At 66.1% G+C, this 22,864-nt stretch carries 18 protein-coding genes; 7 read left to right on the forward strand and 11 right to left on the reverse strand.

The genetic code is table 11. The annotated features are described in order from the left end of the window. The first annotated feature begins 377 nt into the window (after window positions 1-377). Window positions 378-2,381, forward strand: coding sequence for a methyl-accepting chemotaxis protein (locus QW845_RS29735; RefSeq protein ID WP_315805069.1), 2,004 nt, complete (start codon window positions 378-380; stop codon window positions 2,379-2,381). 298 nt (window positions 2,382-2,679) lie between these two features. On the opposite strand, the gene QW845_RS29740 is transcribed toward QW845_RS29735, so the two are convergent. Continuing rightward, window positions 2,680-2,847, reverse strand: coding sequence for a hypothetical protein (locus QW845_RS29740; protein ID WP_315805070.1), 168 nt, complete (start codon window positions 2,845-2,847; stop codon window positions 2,680-2,682). 270 nt (window positions 2,848-3,117) lie between these two features. Here QW845_RS29740 and QW845_RS29745 point away from each other — a divergent pair, with 270 nt between their 5' ends. Further along, window positions 3,118-3,921, forward strand: a complete 804-nt coding sequence (locus tag QW845_RS29745; RefSeq protein WP_315805071.1) for a hypothetical protein — start codon at window positions 3,118-3,120, stop codon at window positions 3,919-3,921. Window positions 3,922-3,939: 18 nt separating this feature from the next. Here QW845_RS29745 and QW845_RS29750 read toward each other — a convergent pair whose 3' ends face one another. Next, complete coding sequence (locus tag QW845_RS29750; protein WP_315805072.1) at window positions 3,940-4,188, reverse strand: hypothetical protein; 249 nt, start codon at window positions 4,186-4,188, stop codon at window positions 3,940-3,942. Window positions 4,189-5,354: 1,166 nt separating this feature from the next. Between QW845_RS29750 and QW845_RS29755 the strand changes: the two genes are divergently transcribed. The 4 genes from QW845_RS29755 to QW845_RS29770 all read left to right on the forward strand — a co-directional run bounded on the left by QW845_RS29755 (window position 5,355) and on the right by QW845_RS29770 (window position 12,277). Next, on the forward strand, window positions 5,355-6,938 hold the full coding sequence (locus QW845_RS29755; RefSeq protein WP_315805073.1) for a Do family serine endopeptidase: 1,584 nt from the start codon (window positions 5,355-5,357) through the stop codon (window positions 6,936-6,938). Between the two features lie 260 nt (window positions 6,939-7,198). Beyond that, window positions 7,199-7,879, forward strand: a complete 681-nt coding sequence (locus QW845_RS29760; RefSeq protein WP_315726077.1) for a response regulator transcription factor — start codon at window positions 7,199-7,201, stop codon at window positions 7,877-7,879. After that, the gene (locus QW845_RS29765) at window positions 7,863-9,323 is read left to right on the forward strand and encodes a sensor histidine kinase (RefSeq protein ID WP_315805074.1); all 1,461 of its coding nucleotides are present in this window, start codon (window positions 7,863-7,865) and stop codon (window positions 9,321-9,323) included. Before QW845_RS29760 ends, QW845_RS29765 begins: the two co-directional genes overlap by 17 nt. Next, complete coding sequence (locus QW845_RS29770) at window positions 9,320-12,277, forward strand: bifunctional [glutamine synthetase] adenylyltransferase/[glutamine synthetase]-adenylyl-L-tyrosine phosphorylase (protein WP_315805075.1); 2,958 nt, start codon at window positions 9,320-9,322, stop codon at window positions 12,275-12,277. Before QW845_RS29765 ends, QW845_RS29770 begins: the two co-directional genes overlap by 4 nt. Window positions 12,278-12,306: 29 nt before the next feature. On the opposite strand, the gene QW845_RS29775 is transcribed toward QW845_RS29770, so the two are convergent. The 5 genes from QW845_RS29775 to QW845_RS29795 are packed head-to-tail and all read right to left on the reverse strand — an operon-like array spanning window position 12,307 to window position 18,323. Continuing rightward, a complete protein-coding gene (locus QW845_RS29775; protein ID WP_315805076.1) occupies window positions 12,307-12,549 on the reverse strand; it encodes a formate dehydrogenase subunit delta in 243 nt (80 codons plus the stop codon). Continuing rightward, window positions 12,539-13,387, reverse strand: a complete 849-nt coding sequence (gene fdhD / locus QW845_RS29780) for a formate dehydrogenase accessory sulfurtransferase FdhD (protein WP_315805077.1) — start codon at window positions 13,385-13,387, stop codon at window positions 12,539-12,541. Before fdhD ends, QW845_RS29775 begins: the two co-directional genes overlap by 11 nt. Before the next feature lies 1 nt (window position 13,388). Then, on the reverse strand, window positions 13,389-16,268 hold the full coding sequence (fdhF, locus tag QW845_RS29785; protein ID WP_315805078.1) for a formate dehydrogenase subunit alpha: 2,880 nt from the start codon (window positions 16,266-16,268) through the stop codon (window positions 13,389-13,391). A 25-nt stretch (window positions 16,269-16,293) separates the two neighbouring features. After that, window positions 16,294-17,850: an NADH-quinone oxidoreductase subunit NuoF gene (locus QW845_RS29790; RefSeq protein ID WP_315805079.1), complete on the reverse strand. Its 1,557-nt coding sequence runs from the start codon at window positions 17,848-17,850 to the stop codon at window positions 16,294-16,296. Beyond that, the gene (locus QW845_RS29795; protein WP_315805167.1) at window positions 17,847-18,323 is read right to left on the reverse strand and encodes a formate dehydrogenase subunit gamma; all 477 of its coding nucleotides are present in this window, start codon (window positions 18,321-18,323) and stop codon (window positions 17,847-17,849) included. Before QW845_RS29795 ends, QW845_RS29790 begins: the two co-directional genes overlap by 4 nt. Window positions 18,324-18,597: 274 nt before the next feature. Here QW845_RS29795 and QW845_RS29800 point away from each other — a divergent pair, with 274 nt between their 5' ends. Continuing rightward, a complete protein-coding gene (locus QW845_RS29800) occupies window positions 18,598-19,491 on the forward strand; it encodes a LysR family transcriptional regulator (protein WP_315805080.1) in 894 nt (297 codons plus the stop codon). Between the two features lie 57 nt (window positions 19,492-19,548). Here the strand turns inward: QW845_RS29800 and QW845_RS29805 are convergent, their stop codons facing one another. From QW845_RS29805 to QW845_RS29820, 4 genes are all read right to left on the reverse strand, one after another. Then, window positions 19,549-19,890, reverse strand: a complete 342-nt coding sequence (locus tag QW845_RS29805; protein WP_315805081.1) for an antibiotic biosynthesis monooxygenase — start codon at window positions 19,888-19,890, stop codon at window positions 19,549-19,551. Window positions 19,891-20,004: 114 nt separating this feature from the next. Then, a complete protein-coding gene (locus QW845_RS29810; RefSeq protein WP_315805082.1) occupies window positions 20,005-20,517 on the reverse strand; it encodes an isoprenylcysteine carboxyl methyltransferase family protein in 513 nt (170 codons plus the stop codon). Between the two features lie 336 nt (window positions 20,518-20,853). Further along, on the reverse strand, window positions 20,854-21,192 hold the full coding sequence (locus tag QW845_RS29815; RefSeq protein ID WP_315805083.1) for an antibiotic biosynthesis monooxygenase: 339 nt from the start codon (window positions 21,190-21,192) through the stop codon (window positions 20,854-20,856). A 99-nt stretch (window positions 21,193-21,291) separates the two neighbouring features. Beyond that, the gene (locus QW845_RS29820; protein ID WP_315805084.1) at window positions 21,292-22,632 is read right to left on the reverse strand and encodes a hypothetical protein; all 1,341 of its coding nucleotides are present in this window, start codon (window positions 22,630-22,632) and stop codon (window positions 21,292-21,294) included. Window positions 22,633-22,864: the final 232 nt, after the last annotated feature.

The following is a 22,864-nucleotide window of genomic DNA, read 5'->3' on the forward strand; positions in this document are numbered from 1 at the left end:
AAAAACCCACAACAGTTGAGCCTCGCAATATGCGGAAGCTGAACCGGACAGCCGTGGGCTTGACCCGGCCATCCACGCCGGTCCGTCTGCGCAAGGGATGGATGCGCGGGTCAAGCCCGCGCATGACGACCGGGTGAGTTGAGCGCACCTGCGTCCGCCGCGAGCTGGGTGCACCGGACGGCACGCATCCGGACTGCGTAGCTCGGCGACAAACGATGCCCCGTCCCCGCGGCTCCGTCTAACCCGCTATTAGTAAATACCGCCCATCGTGCATACAGCACAGCTGTGAGTCGCCAGCCAGGCGGCCGCTGCTGCGGGGCAGGCGCGTGGCGACGTCGGTTCGCCCGCCTGCCGCTCTTGGGGGAGCGGACGAGGACATGATGAGCTTGAAGATCAGGGGGCGTCTCTACGCCGGCTTTGCGGCGCTCATCGTCGCCGGCGCCGTGATGGCGGCGGTGGCGGTGTGGAATCTGTGGGCCGTGCGCGACCAGGTCGCGAGCATGTCGGCGCTGTCGGACGCGACCGCGCGCATCCTGCAGATCTCCAACCATTTGCAGGCGATCCAGCGCGCCAATTTGCGCTACATCCACGACGCCAACGAGCCGGCGCTCAAGGAGGCGGCCGAGCGCGAGGCGGCGGCGACGGCGCTGCTGCAGGCGGCCACCGCCGGTCGGCTGTCGGCGGAGCAGCGCAAGCTCTACGGCGATCTCACCAGCGAGATCGCGCAGATGAAGACCCAGCGCGATGCACTCAGCGACGCCGTCAAGCAGGTGAAGTCCGGCCGCGCCGCGCTGCTGCCGGGCGGCGAGGACCTCGCCGCCAAGGCCGCCAAGCTGTCGATCGCGGCACGCATCTCCAAGGAGCCGGAGGTGATGACCGCGGTCGCCGACATCGACGCCCGCCTGCAGCTCGTCCGCATCGCGACCTGGCGCTTCCTGGCGCTGCGCGACACCAAGTCGGCGTCCGCCTTCCGCGCCGGCGTCGACAATGTCGAGCAGCGGCTCGCCACGCTGGAGGGCGCGTCGCCGCCGGCGGGCGTGCTGGCCGCGATCGCGCCGGTGAAGGCCTCGCTGCAGCTCAACAAGACCGCGTTCGAGGCCACCGCCGCCGCGGCGCTGAAGTCCGAGGACATCTACGCCAACGCGATCGAGCCGCTGATCGCCAGGAGCATCGACACGCTCAAGTCCGCCGAGACCGCCGTGAATGCCGACTATCACGCCTCGCGCACGTCGGCCGAGGGCGCCATCGCCAGCACGATCTCGCTGCAGATGCTGGTCGGCGCCGCCGCCATCCTGTTCGGCTGCCTCGTCGCGGTCCTGATCGCGCGCAGCATCACAGGCCCGCTGGCGTCGATGACGCGGGCGATGGGACGGCTCGCGAGCGGCGACGTCGCCGTCGAGATCCCCGGCCGCGGCTCCCGTGACGAGATCGGCGCCATGGCGACGGCGATCCAGGTGTTCAAGGACAACATGGCCGAGACCGAGCGTCTGCGCGCCGAGCATGCGGACGCCGAGGCGCGGCAGGAGCAGCAGCGCCGGGACGACATGGCGAAGCTCGCCCGACAGTTCGAGCAGGCGGTCGGCGAGATCGTCGATGCGGTGTCGCACGCCTCGAGCGAGCTCGAAGCCTCCGCCGGGACGCTCACCAGCACCGCCGCGCGCGGCCAGGACCTGTCGGCCGACGTCGCCGCTGCCTCGCAGGAGGCGTCGTCCAACGTGCAGACGGTGGCCTCCGCCGCCGAGGAGCTGTCGTCCTCGGTCAGCGAGATCTCCCGCCAGGTGCAGGAATCCGCGCGCATTGCCAGCGAAGCGGTGGCGCAGGCCAACCGCACCAATGAGCGCGTCGGTACCCTGTCGAAGGCCGCCACCCGCATCGGCGACGTGCTCGAGCTGATCTCGAGCATCGCCGGCCAGACCAATCTGCTGGCGCTCAACGCCACCATCGAGGCGGCGCGCGCGGGCGAGGCCGGCCGCGGCTTCGCGGTGGTCGCCGCCGAGGTCAAGGCGCTGGCCGAGCAGACCGCCAAGGCCACCGGCGAGATCGCCCAGCAGGTCTCCGGCATCCAGGCCGCCACCGAGGAGTCGGTCGGCTCGATCAAGGAGATCGGCAGCACCATCGGCCGCCTGTCCGAAATCTCCGCCGCCGTCTCCGCGGCGGTCGAAGAGCAGGGCGCCGCGACGCAAGAGATTTCCCGCAACGTCCAGCACGCCGCCAACGGCACCCAACGCGTGTCGCGCAACATCGACGACGTGCAGCGCGGCGCGTCGGAGACGGGCTCGGCGTCGTCGCAGGTGCTGGCGGCGGCAAGGTCGCTGTCGGCGGAGAGCGGGCGGCTGAAGCGGGAGGTGAGCCGGTTCCTGGGGTCGTTGCAGGCGGCGTGAGGAGGGGTGTCCACCAGCGACAAGTAGGCGGATTCGCGTAGCGTAATCCGCCCTCACCGCCCAAGACGGTCGTGCGGCGGCTACGGCTCCGCCTAACCAAGGACCTTATGGAGTACGTGCTAAAGGCAGCGCCGGTTGCACGCCGGGCTGTCTTTCCAAGAGTCGAGGGTCGAGGCTTCGCACGAACTCGCCCCCCATCGTCATGGCTGGACTCGTCCCCTGTCCGTCTACGTCTATTGGCTAATGACAGGCTCTCCGTGTGTTAGTCCCACATGGGACCGCTCATGCGCGTTACGATTCACTTCCAGAACGCGTGGTACATGATGCCGCCGAGGATGCTGACGGTGCTCGCGACGCCGACATATCCTGGCCTAGCCTTGATGATGGTCACAATTACTATGAGAGCGCCGATATAGGGCCCGAATGCCTGGCGACACGCGTGCGCATGGGCGAGGATCTGGCTCAACTCGGATTCACCCAGCGGAGGCTTCTTGGGTTTGGGTACAGTTCCAGTGCTCATGCTTCACCGGGGGCCCATTTGGATCTGCAGCTTCAGCGAAGGCGGCCGTTGGGAATGCGGACCCTCGCAATTTGGCCCCATAATAGTGGGGAGCGCGCTGTCGTCCAAGGGAATATTACGTTATAAACGTGTTTTACGCGATAAAATGATTATGGGATAACATTGACGATAACTTCTGGCTGATGTAGATGATGTTTGTTGGCACAGGAGCGGCAAATGGCGAAAGCGCGGAGTCCCCAGTACCCTGCGATCGGTTTAAAGGAGGCAATTGAGAAGGCCACCGAGGTCTACAACAACGACTATCAGAACCCCATCCCACGCGCCGTTGCCGCTGCCCATATGGGATACCAGAGTCTAAATGGGAAATCCCTCGGGGTACTGTCGGCGGTGCTGAAGTATGGGCTGCTTGAGGGGCGTGGTGATCAAACCAGAGTATCTGATCTGGCGGTTGCGATCATCGCTCACCCGCCGGGAAGCAATGAGCGCGTCGCGGCGCTTCGGGAGGCCGCGTCGAGCCCTGAACTGTTTGCGGAACTTGATGCACGCTTTCAAAGCGGTAAGGCGAGCGATCAAGCACTTCGTTCCTATCTCCTAACTCAAAAATTCATCCCGACTGCCGCTGATGCAGTTATTCGGTCTTATCGCGAAACAAAGCAACTCGTAGAGGCTGAATCGTCGGGTTACAATATCAACGACGTATTCGAGATGCTCGCTCCTGCGCCTAGTGCCGAAGAGGCTGCTCGCAATACTTTCTATAGTCAGTCGGTGCTCCACAATATCCCGACAGCGTCAATCGCTACGGTTGCAGCAAATTCTGGACGGCCAACCGTTACAATCAGTTGGGTTGGAGAGAAGGGCGTAAGCGAATCCTCAATTGCGATAAAGGATGATCGTCTAGAACTCGCGGCATTGCTTTACGATCAAGCTGGCGTACAAAAGGTCATTGATAGACTTTCGGCGATGAAAGCCCTTCTTCCGGAGAAGGCGGCAGATCTCAAAAAAGAAGAGGCCGCCAATTGAGGCGACCTCCCGGTGATCTCAGTCTTGGGAAAGAAGCTTTCCGGTCTTGGTAGCGTCAATCTCCTCGGCCTCGCTCATTCGGATAACAATCTGACCCAGCAACTCGGCTGGCACAGCGATTTTGCCCTCGAGCACCAATCCACCAAGCTTACGTTTTGCAATTCCAAGTTCATACTCTGCGCGGTTGCGGAGCTTTTTTTCAACCCTTGCCTGCTCTCGCGCTTCTCTCAGCCACTGCCTGAGCTCGTCTTTGGTCGGCTGAATCATGGGCGCACCTGCGCGCCCCCATGGGTTAGGTTAGACATTTGCGGTCTCCCTTTCGGTGAGAACCCCCAGCATCTTGGAGATGGGAACTTCCTGTAACTTGGGCAAGTGGGGAGATCCAAAGGCCCAATTTGATAGCTTCGAAGTGATAAGCCAATGGGGGTGCGACGCCCATGAACTGCCCGTCGCCCAAATCACCCCGCCTTCCGAAAACTCGTCAAGAACTTCCGAAAAACATAAATCGCTTGTCGCTTCCCCCAAATCACCTCTATGCTCCGCCCGTTCCGTTCCGCCGAGGGGGCGTATCGCGATCGTCACGGACGTCGGGATGGAATGCGATGGACGCGGGCTGCCGCAGCGGGGTTTGCCTCGCCGACGAACGGTGGACTGCGGACGTGAAATCGTGTGGTCCTGGCCTCCCGGTGCTGAGGCCAAGCTGGTGGGGATGATCCGCCGGCGACGGGGTCAATGAGCCGGTCCCCGGGGAGATCACGTATAAGCGTTAACACCATCGCACAGGGAGGGCCGGGTGTGTTCGGCCAGACCTGTGGTACCTGCCGCCTGCATTTTTTTCCGCAGGCGGGCCACGGGCGCGGCCAGCGCCCGGCCTTCCCTGTGCCCTCTACGTGAGGGTGCGAGTTTGAAGGGCATAGCTCGGGCGCGGGATGCGTCGCGAGGATGTGGAGGCTCGACGCGCGGTTCGCTTTCTCCACATGCTGTTTGTTCGTGTGGATCAGGATAGTTGCTCCGGGCGTCATTGCGAGCGCACCGGACGGGTAGGGCGGATGAGCGAAAGCGTTATCCGCCGGGGACTGGCTCCAGTGCGGGCGGATGTGCGGCGGCTGGATCGGGGGGCTGTGGGAAAGGCGGCGGGTTACGCCTGCGGCTAACCCGCCCTACGGGGGGTACGACTTTGGTCGGACCGGCCGAAATGATGGCCGTCGCGGGGCGGCCGGGGCGTGGGCAAGCGCCTGGTCTCGCAAGGCTTTTCCGCCTCGCTCCACCATCCGCGCCATTCCGCCGCAGTCTGTGTGTCCATCCATTACAGAAGTTTAACGCCGCAGCCAGCACGCCGTAAGGCGGCAAGTCCCATCTTCACTGGCGAACGGGGCGCACAGCCCGGGACACACGTTTAGACCTTGACCAAAATCACTTGCGGAGAAAACCGTATGACCGAACGTCCGACCGACCTGTCCTCGCTTCCATCCTATCGCCAGTCCCGGCGCGGGCTGTTCTCGGCGCGCAAGTTCGCGCTGATGGCCTCCGTGGTCGCGGGCCTCGGTGTTGCCGCCTATGGCCTGTCGCCGCAGGGGGCGCCGCTCGACCTGTTCTCGACCTCGGCGCATGCGCAGGTGGCGAACGAGGTCAGCAAGGTCGCGCGCCCGATCGGCTTTGCCGACATCGTGGAGCGGGTGAAGCCGTCGGTGATTTCGGTCAAGGTCAACATCGCCGAGAAGGTGTCGAAGGACGACAGCGACGAGGATCTGCCGTTCCAGCCGGGCTCGCCGATGGAGCGCTTCTTCCGCCGCTTCGGCGGTGAGAACGGCATTCCCGGCATGCCGGGCCGCGGCGGCCGTGGTGGCGGTCGCGCCGTGACCGGGCAGGGCTCCGGCTTCTTCATCTCCGCCGACGGCTATGCCGTGACCAACAACCACGTGGTCGACAGCGCCAACAAGGTCGAGGTGACGACCGACGACGGCAAGACCTACAGCGCCAAGGTGATCGGGACCGATCCGCGCACGGATCTGGCGCTGATCAAGGTCGAGGGCGGCTCGAACTTCTCGTTCGCCAAGCTCGCCGACGGCAAGCCGCGCATCGGCGACTGGGTGCTGGCGGTCGGCAACCCGTTCGGCCTCGGCGGCACGGTGACGGCCGGCATCGTCTCGGCGGTCGGCCGCGACATCGGCAACGGCCCGTATGATGATTTCATCCAGATCGACGCGCCCGTGAACAAGGGCAATTCCGGCGGTCCGGCGTTCGATGTCGACGGCAATGTCGTCGGCGTCAACACCGCGATCTACTCGCCGTCCGGCGGCAGCGTCGGCATCGCGTTCTCGATCCCCGCCTCGACGGTGAAGAGCGTGGTGGCCCAGCTCAAGGACAACGGCTCGGTCAGCCGCGGCTGGATCGGCGTGCAGATCCAGCCGGTGACGCAGGACATCGCCGACAGCCTCGGCATGAAGAAGGCCGAGGGCGCGCTGGTCGCCGAGCCGCAGGCCAACGGCCCGGCGGCGAAGGCGGGCATCCAGTCCGGCGACGTCATCACCGCTGTCAACGGCGAGCCGGTGAAGGACGCGCGTGAGCTCGCCCGCACCATCGGCGGCATCGCGCCGGGCGCCTCGGTCAAGCTCAACGTCCTGCACAAGGGCGAGGACAAGACCATCAACCTGACGCTCGGCAAGCTGCCGAACACCATCGAGGCCAAGGCCGACACCGGCGGCGACAATGCGAGCCCGACCCGCGGCGCCGACGTGCCGAAGCTCGGCATGACGGTGGCGCCCGCGTCGAGCGTCGCCGGCGCCGGCAAGGAGGGCGTCGTCGTCACCGAGGTCGATCCGAAGAGCGCCGCTGCCGATCGCGGCTTCAAGGAAGGCGACGTCATCCTCGAGGTCGCGGGCAAGTCGGTGACCTCGGCCGGTGACGTGCGCGAGGCGATCAACGCCGCCAAGGCCGACAACAAGAACAGCGTGCTGATGCGTGTGAAGAGCGGCGGCCAGTCGCGCTTCGTCGCAGTGCCGCTGGCCAAGGGCTAAGGCCCTCACGAGATGGGAGACCGCCGGCATGTGCCCCCGCACCGGCGGCTCTTCCTGGGGGCGGGCTTCAAGTTCCGCTCCCGCAAACCTTCCGTTGGATAATGCCCCCCTCCGTCGGAAGGAACTCGGGCGGTGAGGTCCCCCAGCCTCACCGCCCACTTTGCTGCCGATCAACCCCGGGCCCATGCCGCCTTGCACGGAAACGGCGGCCGGTCCATGTAGATGGACATCCAACCGTGACCGCCGCCCCCGTTTCCGCAATGCGCCTCCTGATCATCGAAGACGACCGCGAGTCCGCCGACTATCTGGTCAAGGCGTTCCGCGAGGTCGGACATGTCGCAGACCTCGCCAGCGACGGCGAGGAGGGGCTCGCCATGGCCGAGAGCGGGGATTACGACGTGCTGGTGGTCGACCGCATGCTGCCCAAGCGCGACGGCCTGTCGCTGATCGGCGCGCTGCGCGACAAGGGCAACCGGACGCCGGTGCTGATCCTGTCGGCGCTCGGCCAGGTCGACGACCGCATCAAGGGCCTGCGCGCCGGCGGCGACGATTATCTGCCGAAACCCTACGCCTTTGCCGAGCTGCTGGCCCGCGTCGAGGTGCTGTCGCGCCGCCATGGCGGCCCGGCCGAGGAGACCACCTACAAGGTCGGCGACCTCGAGCTCGACCGGCTGTCGCATCGCGTCGCCCGCGGCAAGGACGAGCTGACCCTGCAGCCGCGCGAGTTCCGCCTGCTCGAATATCTGATGAAGCATGCCGGCCAGGTGGTGACGCGCACGATGCTGCTGGAGAACGTCTGGGACTATCACTTCGATCCGCAGACCAACGTGATCGACGTCCACATCTCGCGGCTGCGCTCCAAGATCGACAAGGGGTTCGACCGCCCGCTGCTCCACACCATCCGCGGCGCGGGGTACATGATCCGTGACGGCCTTCGGTAAGCTGATCCGCACCACGGCATTCCGGCTGACGCTGGTCTATCTGCTGTTGTTTGCGCTGTTCGCAGCCTCGCTGCTCGGCTATTTCGCCTGGAACACCCGCCGCCTCATCACCGAGCAGATCTCGACCACGGTCACCTCCGAGATCAGCGAGATGACCGACATCTTCGCCCGCTGGGGCCTGCGCGGCATCGTCGGCGCGATCGAAAGCCGCGCGCTGCGGCCGGGCGCCAATCTCTATCTCATCACCACGCCGAGCGGGCAGGCGATCGCCGGCAATGTCGGCTCGCTGGCGCCGGGCGTGATGGGCTCGTCCGGCTGGTCGGAGACGTTCTACCGGCGGCTCGACGACAGCACCGAGCACAGCCACCGCGCGCTGGTCTATGTCACCCAGCTCTCCAGCGGTTTTCGGCTTTTGATCGGCCGCGATCTCGAGGAGCGCCGCCGCCTGTTCGGCATCGTCGCCAAGGCGGCGCAATGGTCGGTGCTGGTGGTGGTGGTGCTCGGCATCGGCGGCGGCATCTTTGTCGCGCGGCGCGTGCTGGTCCGGATCGACGCCATGACCGGCACGACGCGGCGGATCATGGATGGCGATCTCTCCGGCCGGCTGCCGGTCGGGCGCAGCGGCGACGAGCTCGATCGCCTGGCGGAGAATCTCAACGCGATGCTGGAGCGCATCGAGGCGCTGATGACCGGCCTCAAGGAGGTCTCCGACAACATCGCGCATGATCTCAAGACGCCGCTGACACGGTTGCGCAACCGCGCCGAGGAGGCGCTGGCGAAGTCGCGCTCCGAGGACGAATATCGCGCCGCGCTGGAGCGGACGATCGAGGAATCCGACGGGCTGATCCGCACCTTCAACGCGCTGCTGATGATCGCGCGGGCGGAGTCCGGGCAGGCGCGCGGCGACATGGTCGAGTTCGATGCGGCCGAGGTCGCCGGCGGCATCCACGAATTGTACGAGCCGCTGGCCGAGGACAATGAGATGACCCTGCGGGTCAAGGCCGCGGCCGCGCCGGTGCATGGCAATCGCGAGCTGATCAGCCAGGCGCTCGCCAATCTCGTCGAGAACGCGATCAAATACGGCAAGCCGGCCGCGTTGCCGCTCGATCCCGCCGCTGCGGCTGCCAGCCGCGAGATCCTGATCGAGGCCCGGCGCGAGGGCGGACAGGTGCTGCTCAGCGTCACCGATCATGGCGAGGGCATTCCCGAGGCCGAGCGCAAGCACGCGGTCGAGCGTTTCGTGCGGCTGGAGGCGTCCCGCACCTTGCCGGGGTCGGGCCTCGGCCTCAGCCTCGCCGCCGCGGTGGCGACCCTGCATGGCGGCGAGCTCCGGCTGGACGATGCCAGGCCGGGCCTGGTCGCGACCCTGGTGCTGCCGGCCGGCGCGGGCCAGCCCGCCAAGCTTGCGGCGCCGGCGCAGGATGTGCCACAGAAGGCCGCATGACCTCATCCGCGCCGGGAAACGCGGACGGGCAGATGCTGGCCGAACGTTTCGTTGCCGGCCCACATGTCCGTGCGCCCGACAAAGCCGAACACCGCCTCAACGAGTGGCTCGCCGAGCTCGAGCCGTCCTTGGCCGCCTCGCTCCACGCGCTGCTCGCCGGCGGCTGGGCCCGCACCATCCTGCTCGGGATTGCCGAGTGCTCGCCCTATCTGTTCGATCTCGTCCGCGCCGACGGCCATCGCCTCGACCGTCTCTTGCGCTGCGAGCCGCAGGCGCATCTCGCCGAGCTGATCGCCCGCACCGGGCGCGAGGTGTTTGCCGCTTCCAATGAAGCCGAGGTGATGAGCCTTTTGCGCCGGCTGAAATCCGAGGCGGCGCTCTTGATCGCGCTGTGCGACATCGGCGGCGTCTGGCCGGTGATGCAGGTGACGGCGGGGCTGACCGACGTCGCGGTGTCCTCGGTGCAGATGGCGCTGCGGTACCTGTTGCGCCTGGAGACGGTGCGCGGCCGGCTCGCGCCCGTCGATGCCGACGATCCGGAGCAGGGCAGCGGCCTGTTCGTGCTCGCGATGGGCAAGATGGGCGCGGGCGAGCTCAACTATTCGAGTGACATCGACCTGATCGTGTTCTTCGATCCCGAGGTCAATTCGCTGGCGCGCGACATCGAGCCGCAGCCGTTCTTCGTCCGTGTCACGCAGGCGATGGCGCGGCTGCTGCAGAGCCGCACCGCCGACGGCTACGTGTTCCGCGTCGATCTGCGGCTGCGGCCGGATCCGGCCTCGACGCAGGTGGCGATGTCGACCGAGGCGGCCTTGCATTACTACGAGCGCGAGGGCCGCACCTGGGAACGCGCCGCGATGATCAAGGCGCGGGTCTGTGCCGGCGACGTCGTCGCGGGCGAGGCGATGCTGGCGGAGCTGTCGCCGTTCGTCTGGCGCAAGCATCTCGACTTCCAGGCGCTGACCGACGTCCACGACATGAAGCGGCAGATGCAGGTCTATCGCGGCCACAGCGAGATCGCGGTCGAAGGCCACAACGTCAAGGTCGGGCGCGGCGGCATCCGCGAGATCGAGTTCTTCGCCCAGACGCAGCAGCTGATCGCCGGCGGCCGTCATCCCGAGCTGCGCGTGCGCCCGACGCTCCAGGCGCTCGACGTGCTCACGGCCAGCAACTGGATCACGGAGCAGGCGCGCGACGAGCTCACCACGGCCTATGAGTTCCTGCGCCGGGTCGAGCACCGGCTGCAGATGATGGCGGACGAGCAGATCCACAGCCTGCCCGACGATGTCGAGGGCGTGAGCCGATTCGCATGCTTCTTCGGCTATGAGAGCCGCGAGCGGTTCGCGGCCGATCTGCTGTTCCATCTCGACATCGTGCAGGGGCACTACGCCAGGCTGTTCGAGGGCGATCCGACCGGCACCGTCAGCCTGCCCGCGGTGAACTACGGCGCCGGTCCCGACGAGCCGCGCCTGATGGAGCATCTTGCCGGATTGGGCTTCCGCGATCCGGTGATGGTCGCCAAGACCCTGCAGCAATGGCTGGCGGGCGAGTACCGCGTGTTCCGTGCTGATGCGACGCGCACGGCGTTCACCGATTTCCTGCCCGCGCTGATCGATGGTCTCGCCCATGCCGACGAGCCGGATCGCGCCGTCGTGGCCTTCGACCGCTTCCTGCAGGCGCTGCAGCTCGGCGGCCGCCTGATCACGCTGCTCGGGCAGAACCGTGATCTCGTTGCGCTCGTCGCGCTCGTGCTCGGCGCTGCGCCGCGGCTCGGCGACATGCTGGCGCGGCAGCCGCGGCTGATGGACGGCCTGATCGATCCGCGCTTCTTCGGCGCCATCCCGGACCGGCGCGAATTGTCGGAGCGGCTGGCCTCGACGCTACAGGATGCCGGGACCTATGAGGAGTTTCTCGATCGCCTCCGGCTGTTCGGCCAGGAAAGCCTGTTCCTGATCGGCACGCGCATCCTCTCCGGCACGGTGTCGGCGCAGCAGGCCGGCACCGCGTTCGCCGACGTCGCCGAGGGCATCGTGCACACCGTGCATGATCTCGTGACCGAGCGCTTCGCCGCCCAGCACGGCCGCATCAAGGGCCAGGAGACCGCGATCGTCGCGATGGGACGGCTCGGGGCCCGCGAGATGACGGCCTCGTCCGATCTCGACCTGATCCTGCTCTATGATTTCGACGGCGATGCCCCGGATTCCGACGGCGAGCGCTCGCTGCAGGGCGCCCACTACTTCGCGCGCTTCACTCAGCGGCTGATCTCAGCCTTCACCTCGCGCACCAATTACGGCGTGCTCTACGACATCGACATGCGGCTGCGGCCGTCGGGCCGCGCCGGCCCGCTGGCCTCGCACATCGACTCCTTTGCGCATTATCAGGAGCAGGAGGCGTGGACCTGGGAGCACATGGCGCTGACGCGGGCGCGGGTGATCTCGGCTTCGCCGGCGTTTCGGGTTCGGATCGAGGAAATCATCCAGGCTGCGCTGCGGCGGGTGCGCGACAGGAGCGCGATCGCGCGCGATGTCGCCGACATGCGCCGCGCGATCGCGGCCGAGAAGGGCGAGGCGGATCTGTGGGACCTCAAGCATGCCGCCGGCGGCATGGTCGACATCGACTTCGTCGCGCAATATCTGCAGCTCGTGCATGCGGCGACGACGCCGGAGATCCTCGACGTCAGCACGCTCGCGGTGCTCGACAATGCCGAGCGGCTCGGCGTGCTGCCGCGTGCCGAAGCCGTGATCCTGCGCCAGGCTGCGCGGCTGTATCACGATCTGACGCAGATCGTGCGGCTGTGCGTCAGCGACAAGTTCAGGCCGGATCAGGCCGGCGAGGACCTGCTGCGGGTGATGGCCCGCGCAGGCGACGCGCCGGATTTCTCGGCGCTCGAGGCGCGGTTGCGCGAGACTCAGACCGAGGTGCGGCGCGTGTTCACGGCACTCGTGGAGGGATGACCTGACCGGGAGCGCGGTCGGACGGCCGCCTATGCCTTTTCCTTGGCGACCGCCGCCTGCTTCAGCCGGCCGATCGCTTCCTTCACCGCCGGGTCGAGGCCGGCGCCGCCGGCATCGTGGTGCGCATAGATCGTCTTGAGCATGCGCGGGTCCCAGAACTTCTTGATGTGCTCGGCGACGCCGGCGACCTCTTTCTCCCGGCCCTGGCTCTGGAAGAACTTGCCGATCTGGTTGGCCATGTAGACGAGGCGCTCGGAGGGGTTATGCGACATGGGTGTTGTCCGTCTGTGTTGGTCGCGCGCCGGTCTCGGCGCCCGCGACGATCCGGTCGGGATGGGTGAAGATTTCGAAGCCGTCGTTGCGGGCCACGGCAATGAGCGTGATGCCCGCGGCGTCCGCCATGCGAATGGCGAGCGCGGTCGGCGCTGACACCGCGACCATGATGGGTGCGCCCATGGCAGCCGCCTTCTGCACCAGCTCGACCGAGACGCGGCTCGTCAGGATCACGAGGCCCTCGCTCGCCGCACAGCGCGCTTGCGCGAGGTGGCCGGCGAGCTTGTCGAGGGCGTTGTGGCGGCCGACATCCTCGCGGAGCGCGACGATGCCGCGCGCCGGCGTCCAGAAGGCGGCGGCGTGCACCGCGCGGGTCTCGTGGTTGAGCTTCTGCAGCGGCTCGATCGCCGCCAGGGCCGCCATGACGTCGCGCGGCGTGAAACGCCGGCCGTCGGGGACATGCGCTGCCGGCCGGACCGCTTCGCTGATGGAATCGATGCCGCACAGGCCGCAGCCGGTGGGGCCGGCGATGTTGCGGCGGCGCTCGGCCAGGCGTTCGGCGAGAGCGTCGGGCAGCCACATCCTGAGTTCGATGCCGTCATCCAGCTCGACGACGTCCAGCGAGATGATGTCGTCGCGGCTCGTGACCAGACCTTCGTTCAGGCTGAAGCCGATGGCGAAGTCGCGGAGGTCCTGCGGCGTCGCCATCATGACGGCCTGGGTGCCGCCATTGTAGGTCAGCGCGACCGCAGTCTCCTCCGGCACGCGGCGGTGGCCCTCGGTGAGGGCTCCGTCGCGCCAGACCAGACGATCCGCGATGCGCACTGCATCGGTCATGCTACTCCGCCGCCTCCACGACCGGGGCGATGCGGCGCGAGTTGCGGGCCTGCTCGTCATAAGCCTTTTGCCAGTCCGACGGACCGTTGGACTGCGACACCTGCACCGCCGTGACCTTGTACTCCGGACAATTGGTCGCCCAGTCCGAGTAATCGGTGGTGATGACGTTGGCCTGGGTCAGCGGATGGTGGAACGTGGTGTAGACCACGCCCGGCGCCACGCGCTCCGAGATCAGCGCATGCAAGGTGGTCTCGCCGGCGCGGCTCGTCAGCCGCACCCAGTCGCCGTCGCGAATGCCGCGCTGCTCGGCATCGTGCGGATGGATCTCCAGCACGTCCTCGCCATGCCACACCACGTTGTCGGTGCGCCGCGTCTGGGCGCCGACATTGTACTGCGACAGGATGCGCCCCGTGGTGAGTAGCAGCGGGAAGCGCGGGCCGGTGCGCTCGTCGGTCGCGACATATTCGGTGACCACGAACTTGCCCTTGCCGCGGACGAAGCCGTCGACATGCATGATCGGCGAGCCCTCGGGATACTTCTCGTTGCAGGGCCACTGCACCGAGCCCATCTCCTCGAGCTTCTGGTAGGAGACGCCGGTGAAGGTCGGCGTCAGCGCCGCGATCTCGTCCATGATCTCGGACGGGTGGTTGTACGTCATCTCGAAGCCCATCGCCTTGGCGAGGCCGATCGTGACCTCCCAGTCGGCCATGCCATTGCGCGGCGTCATCACCTTGCGCACGCGCTGGATGCGGCGCTCGGCATTGGTGAAGGTGCCGTCCTTCTCCAGGAAGGTCGAGCCGGGCAGGAACACGTGGGCGTAGTTGGCGGTCTCGTTCAGGAACAGGTCCTGCACGATGACGCATTCCATCGACGACAGCGCCTGCACCACATGCGTGGTGTTCGGATCGGACTGCAGGATGTCCTCGCCCTGCACATAGAGGCCCATGAAGGTGCCTTCGATCGCCGAGTCGAACATGTTGGGGATGCGCAGGCCCGGCTCGGGGTTGAGCTTGACGTTCCACATCGCCTCGAACTGCTCGCGCACCGCGTCGCCCGCAATATGCCGGTAGCCCGGCAGCTCGTGCGGGAACGAGCCCATGTCGCAGGAGCCCTGCACGTTGTTCTGGCCGCGCAGCGGGTTCACGCCGACGCCGCGGCGGCCGATATTGCCGGTCGCCATTGCGAGGTTGGCGATCGCGATCACCGTGGTCGAGCCCTGGCTGTGCTCGGTGACGCCCAGGCCGTAATAGATCGCGCCGTTGCCGCCGGTGGCGTAGAGCCGGGCGGCGCCGCGGATCGCTTCCGCATCGACACCGGAGATCTTTGCGACCGCTTCGGGGCTGTTCTTCTCCAGCGCGACGAACTCGGCCCAATCCTGGAATTCGCTCCAGTCGCAGCGCTCGCGCACGAAGGTCTCGTTGACGAGGCCCTCGGTGACGATGACATGCGCCATCGCGGTTAGGATCGCGACGTTGGTGCCGGGCAGCAGCGGCAGATGGTAGTCCGCCGCGACATGCGCCGACTTCACGAGATCGATCTTGCGCGGATCGACAACGATCAGCTTGGCGCTTTGGCGCAGCCGCTTCTTCATGCGCGAGCCGAACACCGGATGCGCGTCGGTCGGGTTGGCGCCGATCACCATGATGACGTCGCTGTCCTCGACCGAGTCGAAGTCCTGCGTGCCGGCCGAGGTGCCGAAGGTGGTGGCAAGGCCGTAGCCGGTCGGCGAATGGCAGACGCGGGCGCAGGTGTCGACGTTGTTGTTGCCGAAGCCGGCGCGGATCAGCTTCTGCACCAGATAGGTCTCTTCGTTGGTGCAGCGTGACGAGGTGATGCCGCCGATCGAGTCGCGGCCATACTTCGCCTGGATGCCACGCATCTTGTCGGCGGCGAATTTGAACGCCTCGTCATAGGAGACCTCGCGCCAGGGCTGGTCGATGCTCTCGCGGATCATCGGCTTGAGGATGCGCTCCTTGTGGGTCGCATAGCCCCAGGCGAAGCGGCCCTTGACGCAGGAATGGCCGCGATTGGCCTTGCCGTCCTTGTACGGCATCATGCGCACCACTTCCTCCCCGCGCATCTCGGCCTTGAAGGTGCAGCCGACGCCGCAATAGGCGCAGGTGGTGACGGCCGAGTGCTCGGGCTGGCCGATCTCGATCACGCTCTTCTCGGTCAGGGTCGCGGTCGGGCAGGCCTGCACGCAGGCGCCGCAGGAGACGCATTCCGAGCCGAGGAAGCTCTCGCTCATGCCGGGCGACACCCGGCTGTCGAAGCCGCGGCCCGAGATGGTCAGCGCGAACGTGCCCTGGACCTCCTCGCAGGCGCGGACGCAGCGCGAGCAGACGATGCACTTGGAGGGATCGTAGGTGAAATAGGGGTTGGACTCGTCCTTCGGCAGCCAGGCCGGATTGGCCTCGCCGCAGGCGTCGGCGAACACGTGGTTCTCACCCTGGTTGCCGTAGCGCACGTCACGCAGACCGACCGCGCCGGCCATGTCCTGCAGCTCACAATCGCCATTGGCGGCGCAGGTCAGACAGTCGAGCGGATGGTCGGAGATGTAAAGCTCCATCACGCCCTTGCGCAGCTTCTTCAGCCGCTCGGTCTGGGTGTGCACGACGAGGCCCGCGGCCACCGGCGTGGTGCACGAGGCCGGCGTGCCGGCGCGGCCCTCGACCTCGACGAGGCAGAGGCGGCACGAGCCGAATGCGTCGACCATGTCGGTCGCGCACAGTTTCGGGATCTGCGTGCCGGCCTCCATGGCCGCGCGCATGATCGAGGTGCCCTCGGGAACGGTGATGCTCTGGCCGTCGATGGTGAGCGTGACCATCTTTTCGGACTTGGAGAGCGGCGTGCCGTAATCGGTTTCGTGGATGAGCGACATGGTCGGTGTCCTTGTTCCCGATATCCTATTCCGCAGCCTGCAGGCGCGGCTGCTGGGGGCCGAAATCTTCGCGGAAGTGCTTCAGCGCCGAGAGCACAGGGTAGGGCGTGAAGCCGCCGAGTGCACAGAGCGATCCGAGCTTCATAGTGCCGCAGAGGTCCTCGACCAGGGCGATGTTCTCGGCGACGCGCTCGCCGCGGCGGATCTTGTCGATGGTCTCGGCGCCGCGCGTCGAGCCGATGCGGCAGGGCGTGCACTTGCCGCAGGATTCGATGGCGCAGAACTCCATCGCGAAGCGCGCCTGCTTCGACATGTCGACGGTGTCGTCGAACACGACGATGCCGCCATGGCCGATCAGGCCGTCCTTGGCGGTGAACGCCTCGTAGTCGAACGGCGTGTCGAACAGGGCGCGTGGGAAGTAGGCGCCGAGCGGACCGCCGACCTGCACCGCACGAACGGGACGGCCGGTGAAGGTGCCGCCGCCGATGTCGTCGACCAGTTCGCCCAGCGTGATGCCGAATGCGGTCTCGAACAGGCCGCCGAACTTGACGTTGCCGGCGATCTGGATCGGCATCGTGCCGCGCGAGCGTCCCATGCCGAAATCGGCATAGGCCTTGGCGCCCTCGTCGAGGATGAACGGGATCGCGGCGAACGACAGCAGGTTGTTGACCACGGTCGGCTTGCCGAACAAACCATGATGGGCGGGCAGCGGCGGCTTGGCGCGCACGATGCCGCGCTTGCCCTCGAGGCTCTCCATCAGCGCGGTCTCTTCGCCGCAGACATAGGCGCCGGCGCCGGTGCGGACCTCCAGCTCGAACGTATAGTTCGAGCCCGCGATCTTGTCGCCGAGCAGGCCCGCCTTCCTGGCGATGTCGATCGCCTTGGCCATGGTCGCAATCGCGTGCGGATATTCCGAACGCGTGTAGATGTAGCCCTTGGTGGCGCCCACCGCGATGCCGCAGATCGTCATGCCTTCGATCAGGACGAAGGGGTCGCCTTCCATCAGCATGCGGTCGGCGAAGGTGCCGCTGTCGCCTTCGTCGGCGTTGCAGATGACGTATTTGCGGTCGGCTGCCGTCTGCGACACCGTCTTCCACTTGATGCCGGTCGGAAAGCCGGCGCCGCCGCGGCCGCGCAGGCCGGAGGTGGTGACCTCGGCAATCACGGCGTCAGGCGTCAGCGACAGGGCGCGCGTCAGGCCCTTGTAGCCGCCATGGGCGCGGTAGTCGTCGAGCGACAGCGGATCGATGATGCCGCAGCGGGCGAAGGTGAGGCGGGTCTGCCGCTTCAGCCACGGGATCTCCTCGGTCAGGCCGAGCGAGAGCTTGTGCGACTTGTCGGCGATAACAGCGTCGAGCAGGGACGGAACGTCGTCTGCTGTCACCGGTCCGAAGCCGAACCGGCCCTGCGCCGTCTCCAATTCGACCAGCGGCTCCAGCCAGTACAACCCACGCGAGCCGTTGCGCACGATCTCGATATCGACCTTCCGCTCCAGCGCCGCCTTGTGCAGCGCGTGGGCGACCTCATCGGCGCCGACGGCGAGCGCGCCGGCATCACACGGGACAAAAAGACGCACGCTCATCGCTGGGCCTCCGAGACGAGGGCATCGATCCGGGCTTCGTCGAGCCGGCCGACCAGCCGGCCGTCGAGCATCGCCGATGGCGCGGTAGCGCACAGGCCGAGGCAGTAGATCGGCTCGAGCGTGACGCGCTCATCGGCCGTCGTGTTGCCCATGGCAATGCCGAGCTTGGCTTCGGCGCGGGCCGCGAGGGCGTCGCCGCCAGCGGCCTGGCAGGCCTCGGCGCGGCACAGCTTGAGCACGTGACGACCGGCCTTCTTGGCCCGGAAATCATGGTAGAACGTGAACACGCCGTAAACCTCGGCGCGCGAGAGGTTCAAAGCGGATGCGATCATCGGAATGGCATCCTCCGGCACGTGGCCGAACGTCTCCTGCAACGCATGGAGGATGGGCAGGGTTGCTCCCTCCATCTTGCTATGTTCGGCGATGATCTCGGCGCCGCGCGCCGCGTCCCAACTTTCGTACATCGGCGTCATCTTGGGCGTCATCCTGATCCCGATTCTGCGTTGCAAGCGTTTCGCACATCCAAATTGGAATTGCTCAAGATATCAATAAAGCAGTCCCGTGCTGCGATAGCGAAACGCAATCGAGAGATAGCTAGAAGTTGACGAAAAACGGGCCTTCGCGCGACCGGCTTGCGGCCGCGTTTTACCGTGTCGGCGACACCCTCGTCGTGATAGGTTTCACCCTGGCCGGCAGCCGCCGAAAACGCGTGGAACCGGGCCGTTCAACCGCTGGAAGGCCGACCTCTTGATCGACAAGCTCGAACTGCTGCTGGCGCTGGCCAAGGAGCGTCATTTCGGCCGGGCGGCGGAGGCGTGCGGCGTTACCCAGCCGACCATGTCGACCAGCATCAAGCAGCTCGAGGAGATCCTCGGGGTGATGCTGGTGCAGCGGGGCTCGCGGTTCCAGGGGTTCACGCCCGAAGGCGAGCGAACACTGGATTGGGCGCGCCGGATCGTCGGCGACTTCCGGGCGATGCGCCAGGAGATCAATGGCCTCAGGGACAAGCTGTCCGGCGAGATCCGCATCGCCGCGGTGCCGACCGTGCTCGGCATGGTGGCCTCGCTGACGACGCCGTTCCGCGCCAAGCATCCGGAGGTCCGGTTCCGCATCATGTCCTGCACCTCGGCCGACGTGCTGGGGCTGCTGGAGAACCTCGAGGTCGACGCCGGCCTGACCTACATCGAGAACGAGCCGATCGGCCGTGTCAGAACCATCCCGCTCTACAACGAGAGCTACCGCCTGCTGACGGCGCCCGACGCGATGTTCGGTGATCGCGAGCAGGTGACCTGGAAGGATGTCGGGCAGGTGCCGCTCTGCCTCTTGACGCCCGACATGCAGAACCGCCGCATCATCGACCGCGCGCTGCGCGCCGCCGGCAACGACGTCACGCCGACGCTCACCTCGAACTCGCTGCTCGTGCTCTACACCCATGTAAAGACCGGCCGCTGGGCCAGCGTGATGCCGGCCAAGTTGGCCGAGACGCTCGGCCTCGCCGACAAGGTGCGCTCGATCCCGATCGTCGATCCCGTGATCAACTACCAGATCGGCCTCGTCATCCCGCAGCGCGACCCGATGACGCCGCTGATCGCGGCCCTGGTGCAGGTGGCGCGCGAGGTCGCGCCCAGCCTGCAGGCGTGAGGCGCATGTCGGCACCGTCACCCGACCTCGCCGGCGTCATCGGCGGACTTCGGGCTCTCATGCGGTCGCGGAGCTCTGGCCTTGCGCGTGGCGCGTGGCCCGGAGCTCGTAATGCGCGGCATGGCCGTCGTAGCGGCTGAGCAGCTTCCGCGCCGCGGGCGGAACCACCGCCGCGTCATGGGCTGGACCCGCAAAGCGAACCACCGCCGCCTGATCGGCGAAGGTCATGATCGTCACGAATTCGACCTCGGCCTCCAGCGGTCTGCGCAGCAGCTCGATGCCTAGAAATCCTTGGATTGCCCGATCGACGATGGCTGGAAAGATCGTCGACCGCAGCAGCTCCTCATAGGCATCGGCATCCACCGCCCTGGTCCAGCCGTGCCAAATCCGCTTCAGCATCGCGATGCTCCCTTGGGTCCGATGATGTTCACCGAACCCTTGCACTTGCGTCGGGCGCCGGACTTGGTGAAAGTTGCGGTCCGCGCTGCGAACTCGCGGAGCGGCTGCCTCCGCTCAGTAGGCCGCAAATTGCTCCCGCATGACCTTCTCCTCCTGCCGGATCCGCAAGGTCAGTGGCACGGCATAGATGATCAGGCCGGCCACGAGCGTGACATAGGCGTGCAGGGTCAGCGCGTAGCCGATCAGCTCGGGCAGGATGTTGAGGAAGTAGTTCGGGTGTCGCACGATCCGGAACAGCGGATGGGTCACCAGCGCGTGGTCGCGCGCGAGCATCAGCTTGACGGTCCAGAGGCGGCCGAGCAACTGCGACACCACGAGCAGCATCACCGCGCCGAACAGATAGATCACGAATCCGATGATGCTGACGGCGTCGAGCGGTGCATCCCGGACGAGACCCTCGGCCGTCGCGGCGAGATAAAAAGCGACATGCGCGATGGCCAGCCAGCGCGACACGGATGCGCCGTATTCGACGGCGCCTTCGGCGCGCAGCCGCTTCTCGTTGCGGATCGAGATGCCGAGCATGGCAAAGCGATAGGCGAAGGCGGCAACGATAAAGGCGATGATCACACGCGGTACTCCAGTTCTCGGAGCGATTGCCTTAGTTGCCCATGCGTAGGTGCGTCAATACCACGTTCCGCCAATGTTGCTTACCAAGCACGAAGCGATGTCATGATGCGGTCATCCACCTGCGTCATGCAGCCCGCGCTGCCCTTCTGAAGGGCAAGCCGATCGCATTCCTGGGCATCATCCGCCGCGTCCGTGCCTGGGCACGCATCATCAGTCGTGACAGCATACGCCTCTCTCCACCCGTCATTGCGAGCGCAGCGAAGCAATCCAGGCTGCCGCCGCAGGGATGGTCGGCGCTGCAGGTAGGCCTCGCTAGTGCCATCGGCCGGCGAGGGCTCATGCGCTCCCCGAATGCTGAGCTTGCGCCTGGCCCGTGATCCTTAGCTCATAATGCGCGGCTTGGCCGTCATAGCGGCTGAGCAGCCGTTGCGCTGCCGGTGGCACCACGGCTGTCTCATGCATCGGACCGGCGAAGCACACCACCGCCGCCTGATCGGCGAACGTCATGATCGTCGCGAACTCGCCGCCGTCGATCGGCCTGCGCAGCAGCTCGATGCTCAAAAACCCCGCGATGTTCCGGGCCTCGATCCCTGGAAAGATCGCCGCGCGCAGCAGGTCCTCATAGGCATCGGCATTTGCGGGAGTGCTCCAGCCGCACCAGATACGCTTTAGCATCAGATTGTCCCTCGACAGTGCGATCTCGACTCTCGCGCAGTGAGGTCCGCCAAACTTGGCAATAATTGCTGATCGCCGTCGACGACTGCCACGTGCGGATCAGGCGCCGCCGATCCTCGCCAACAACTCGCGCTGCCAAGATTTGAGGCCAGGGTCGTTGGAACGCATCCTGGCGCTGGCCCTCAACTCAGGTGAAATGTCTTTGCGTTCCGGAGCGAACTGTCGCTCCAGGAGACCTTGCAGCACGGCCTCTGCGTGTCCCGAAACCGGCACACCGATGAGGTCGAACAGGAGCTCGTCGGCTCCAGCCCAGCCTGGAGCGGAAAGCGGCGTTACGGCGCGATACAGGCTGAGACCCAGTGCGACCCGGAGAGGATCGCGACTCGCGAACAGGCCGAGCATGCGCCCCTTGATGCGGTCGGGAAATTGCGTGTATTCCAGAAGCGCGATATTCCTCCAGCGATCGACGGCCATGGCTTCGAGCGTACTCGCGCCAGAGCCGACCAACTGCTGTCGACCGAAATACTGTTCAATCCCGATCAGGACCTCGTCGTAGGGAAACGGATCGACCGGGTGTCGGAGGGCATCGCGACTGACACCGATCGACTCGGCCAGAAGCACCTCGCCATCGACCGGCGGACCAGCCTCCACAGGGGTTGGTCGCTTCTCGAACAGGGCCAGTGGAAGAACCCACTTCATGTCCATGGCCCCCTTGATCCGTCGGGCCAGGACGCGGCTATGTCCGGAGTTTCGTTCCAGAAGTTCGTAGACATAGCCGTGGAAGCGGATCGGCAGGTCGTCCGCCGCCAGCCAATATCTGCCGTCATGGTTTCTCTCCGAAAGGAAGAGGCCATCATCGAAATCGACGACCGAACTTTTCGTGGCGCACTTTCCTGGATAACCGAGACGGAGAAAGTCGAGCGCGCGGACGGCATTCTCCGGTGCGAGACACGCCGTGCCATCCGCCGGCCGATACAGCGTCCAATCGATCCGGCCATAGCCGGTGGACTTCAACGCCACCTCGTGAGCTGACGTGGCGAGCACGCGAATGCTGGCGTCCTCATAGGACTTCGAGCTTTCGATCGCGAGAAGGGCGTGGTTCTGCTTGTCGGGCTGCTGCCGCGGCACAGCCATCTCGACCAGTGCAGCTTCATCTTGCTGCACTCGCCACGAGGAGTGGAGATAAATGGCGCCGGCAAGGACGATGGGACCCAACAGAAAGCCGTAGCGGCCCTTTACGAGCCCATAGAGCGGAATCGCCAAAAAGGGAGCGCAGGCCAGACCTAGGGGAATCAAAAGAAGCGGCGATGCAAACATCGCCACGAAGACGAGGCTGTTCGGGAGTGACGCAAACAGAGCTGCTTCGGCAAGTGATACGAGGAATACGATGCCAGCCGAGAGGACCACGTCGAGCAGAAGCAGAAGAAGGCGGCGAAGCATTGGTGCACCATGCTTTGGCGACAGGCCATGGGAAGACCCAGCCTCCCGGTTGCAGACCTCCAATCTGCAGGCAAAGAGTTAAGGGCTTGATGATCAAGTCCATCGGCGTAGCACCGCCTTGTCATGTTCGCGGGATCTCATTGCGTAACGCGGTCGCGAGCGCGGGGTGAGTCGCCCGTCGAGCGAGACGAGGCCTCGAGATGCCTTGCGAACAGGTCTCGCGTATCCCCGC

The organism is Bradyrhizobium sp. SZCCHNS3002 (assembly GCF_032377435.1).
In the GTDB taxonomy this organism is placed as follows: Bacteria; Pseudomonadota; Alphaproteobacteria; order Rhizobiales; family Xanthobacteraceae; genus Bradyrhizobium.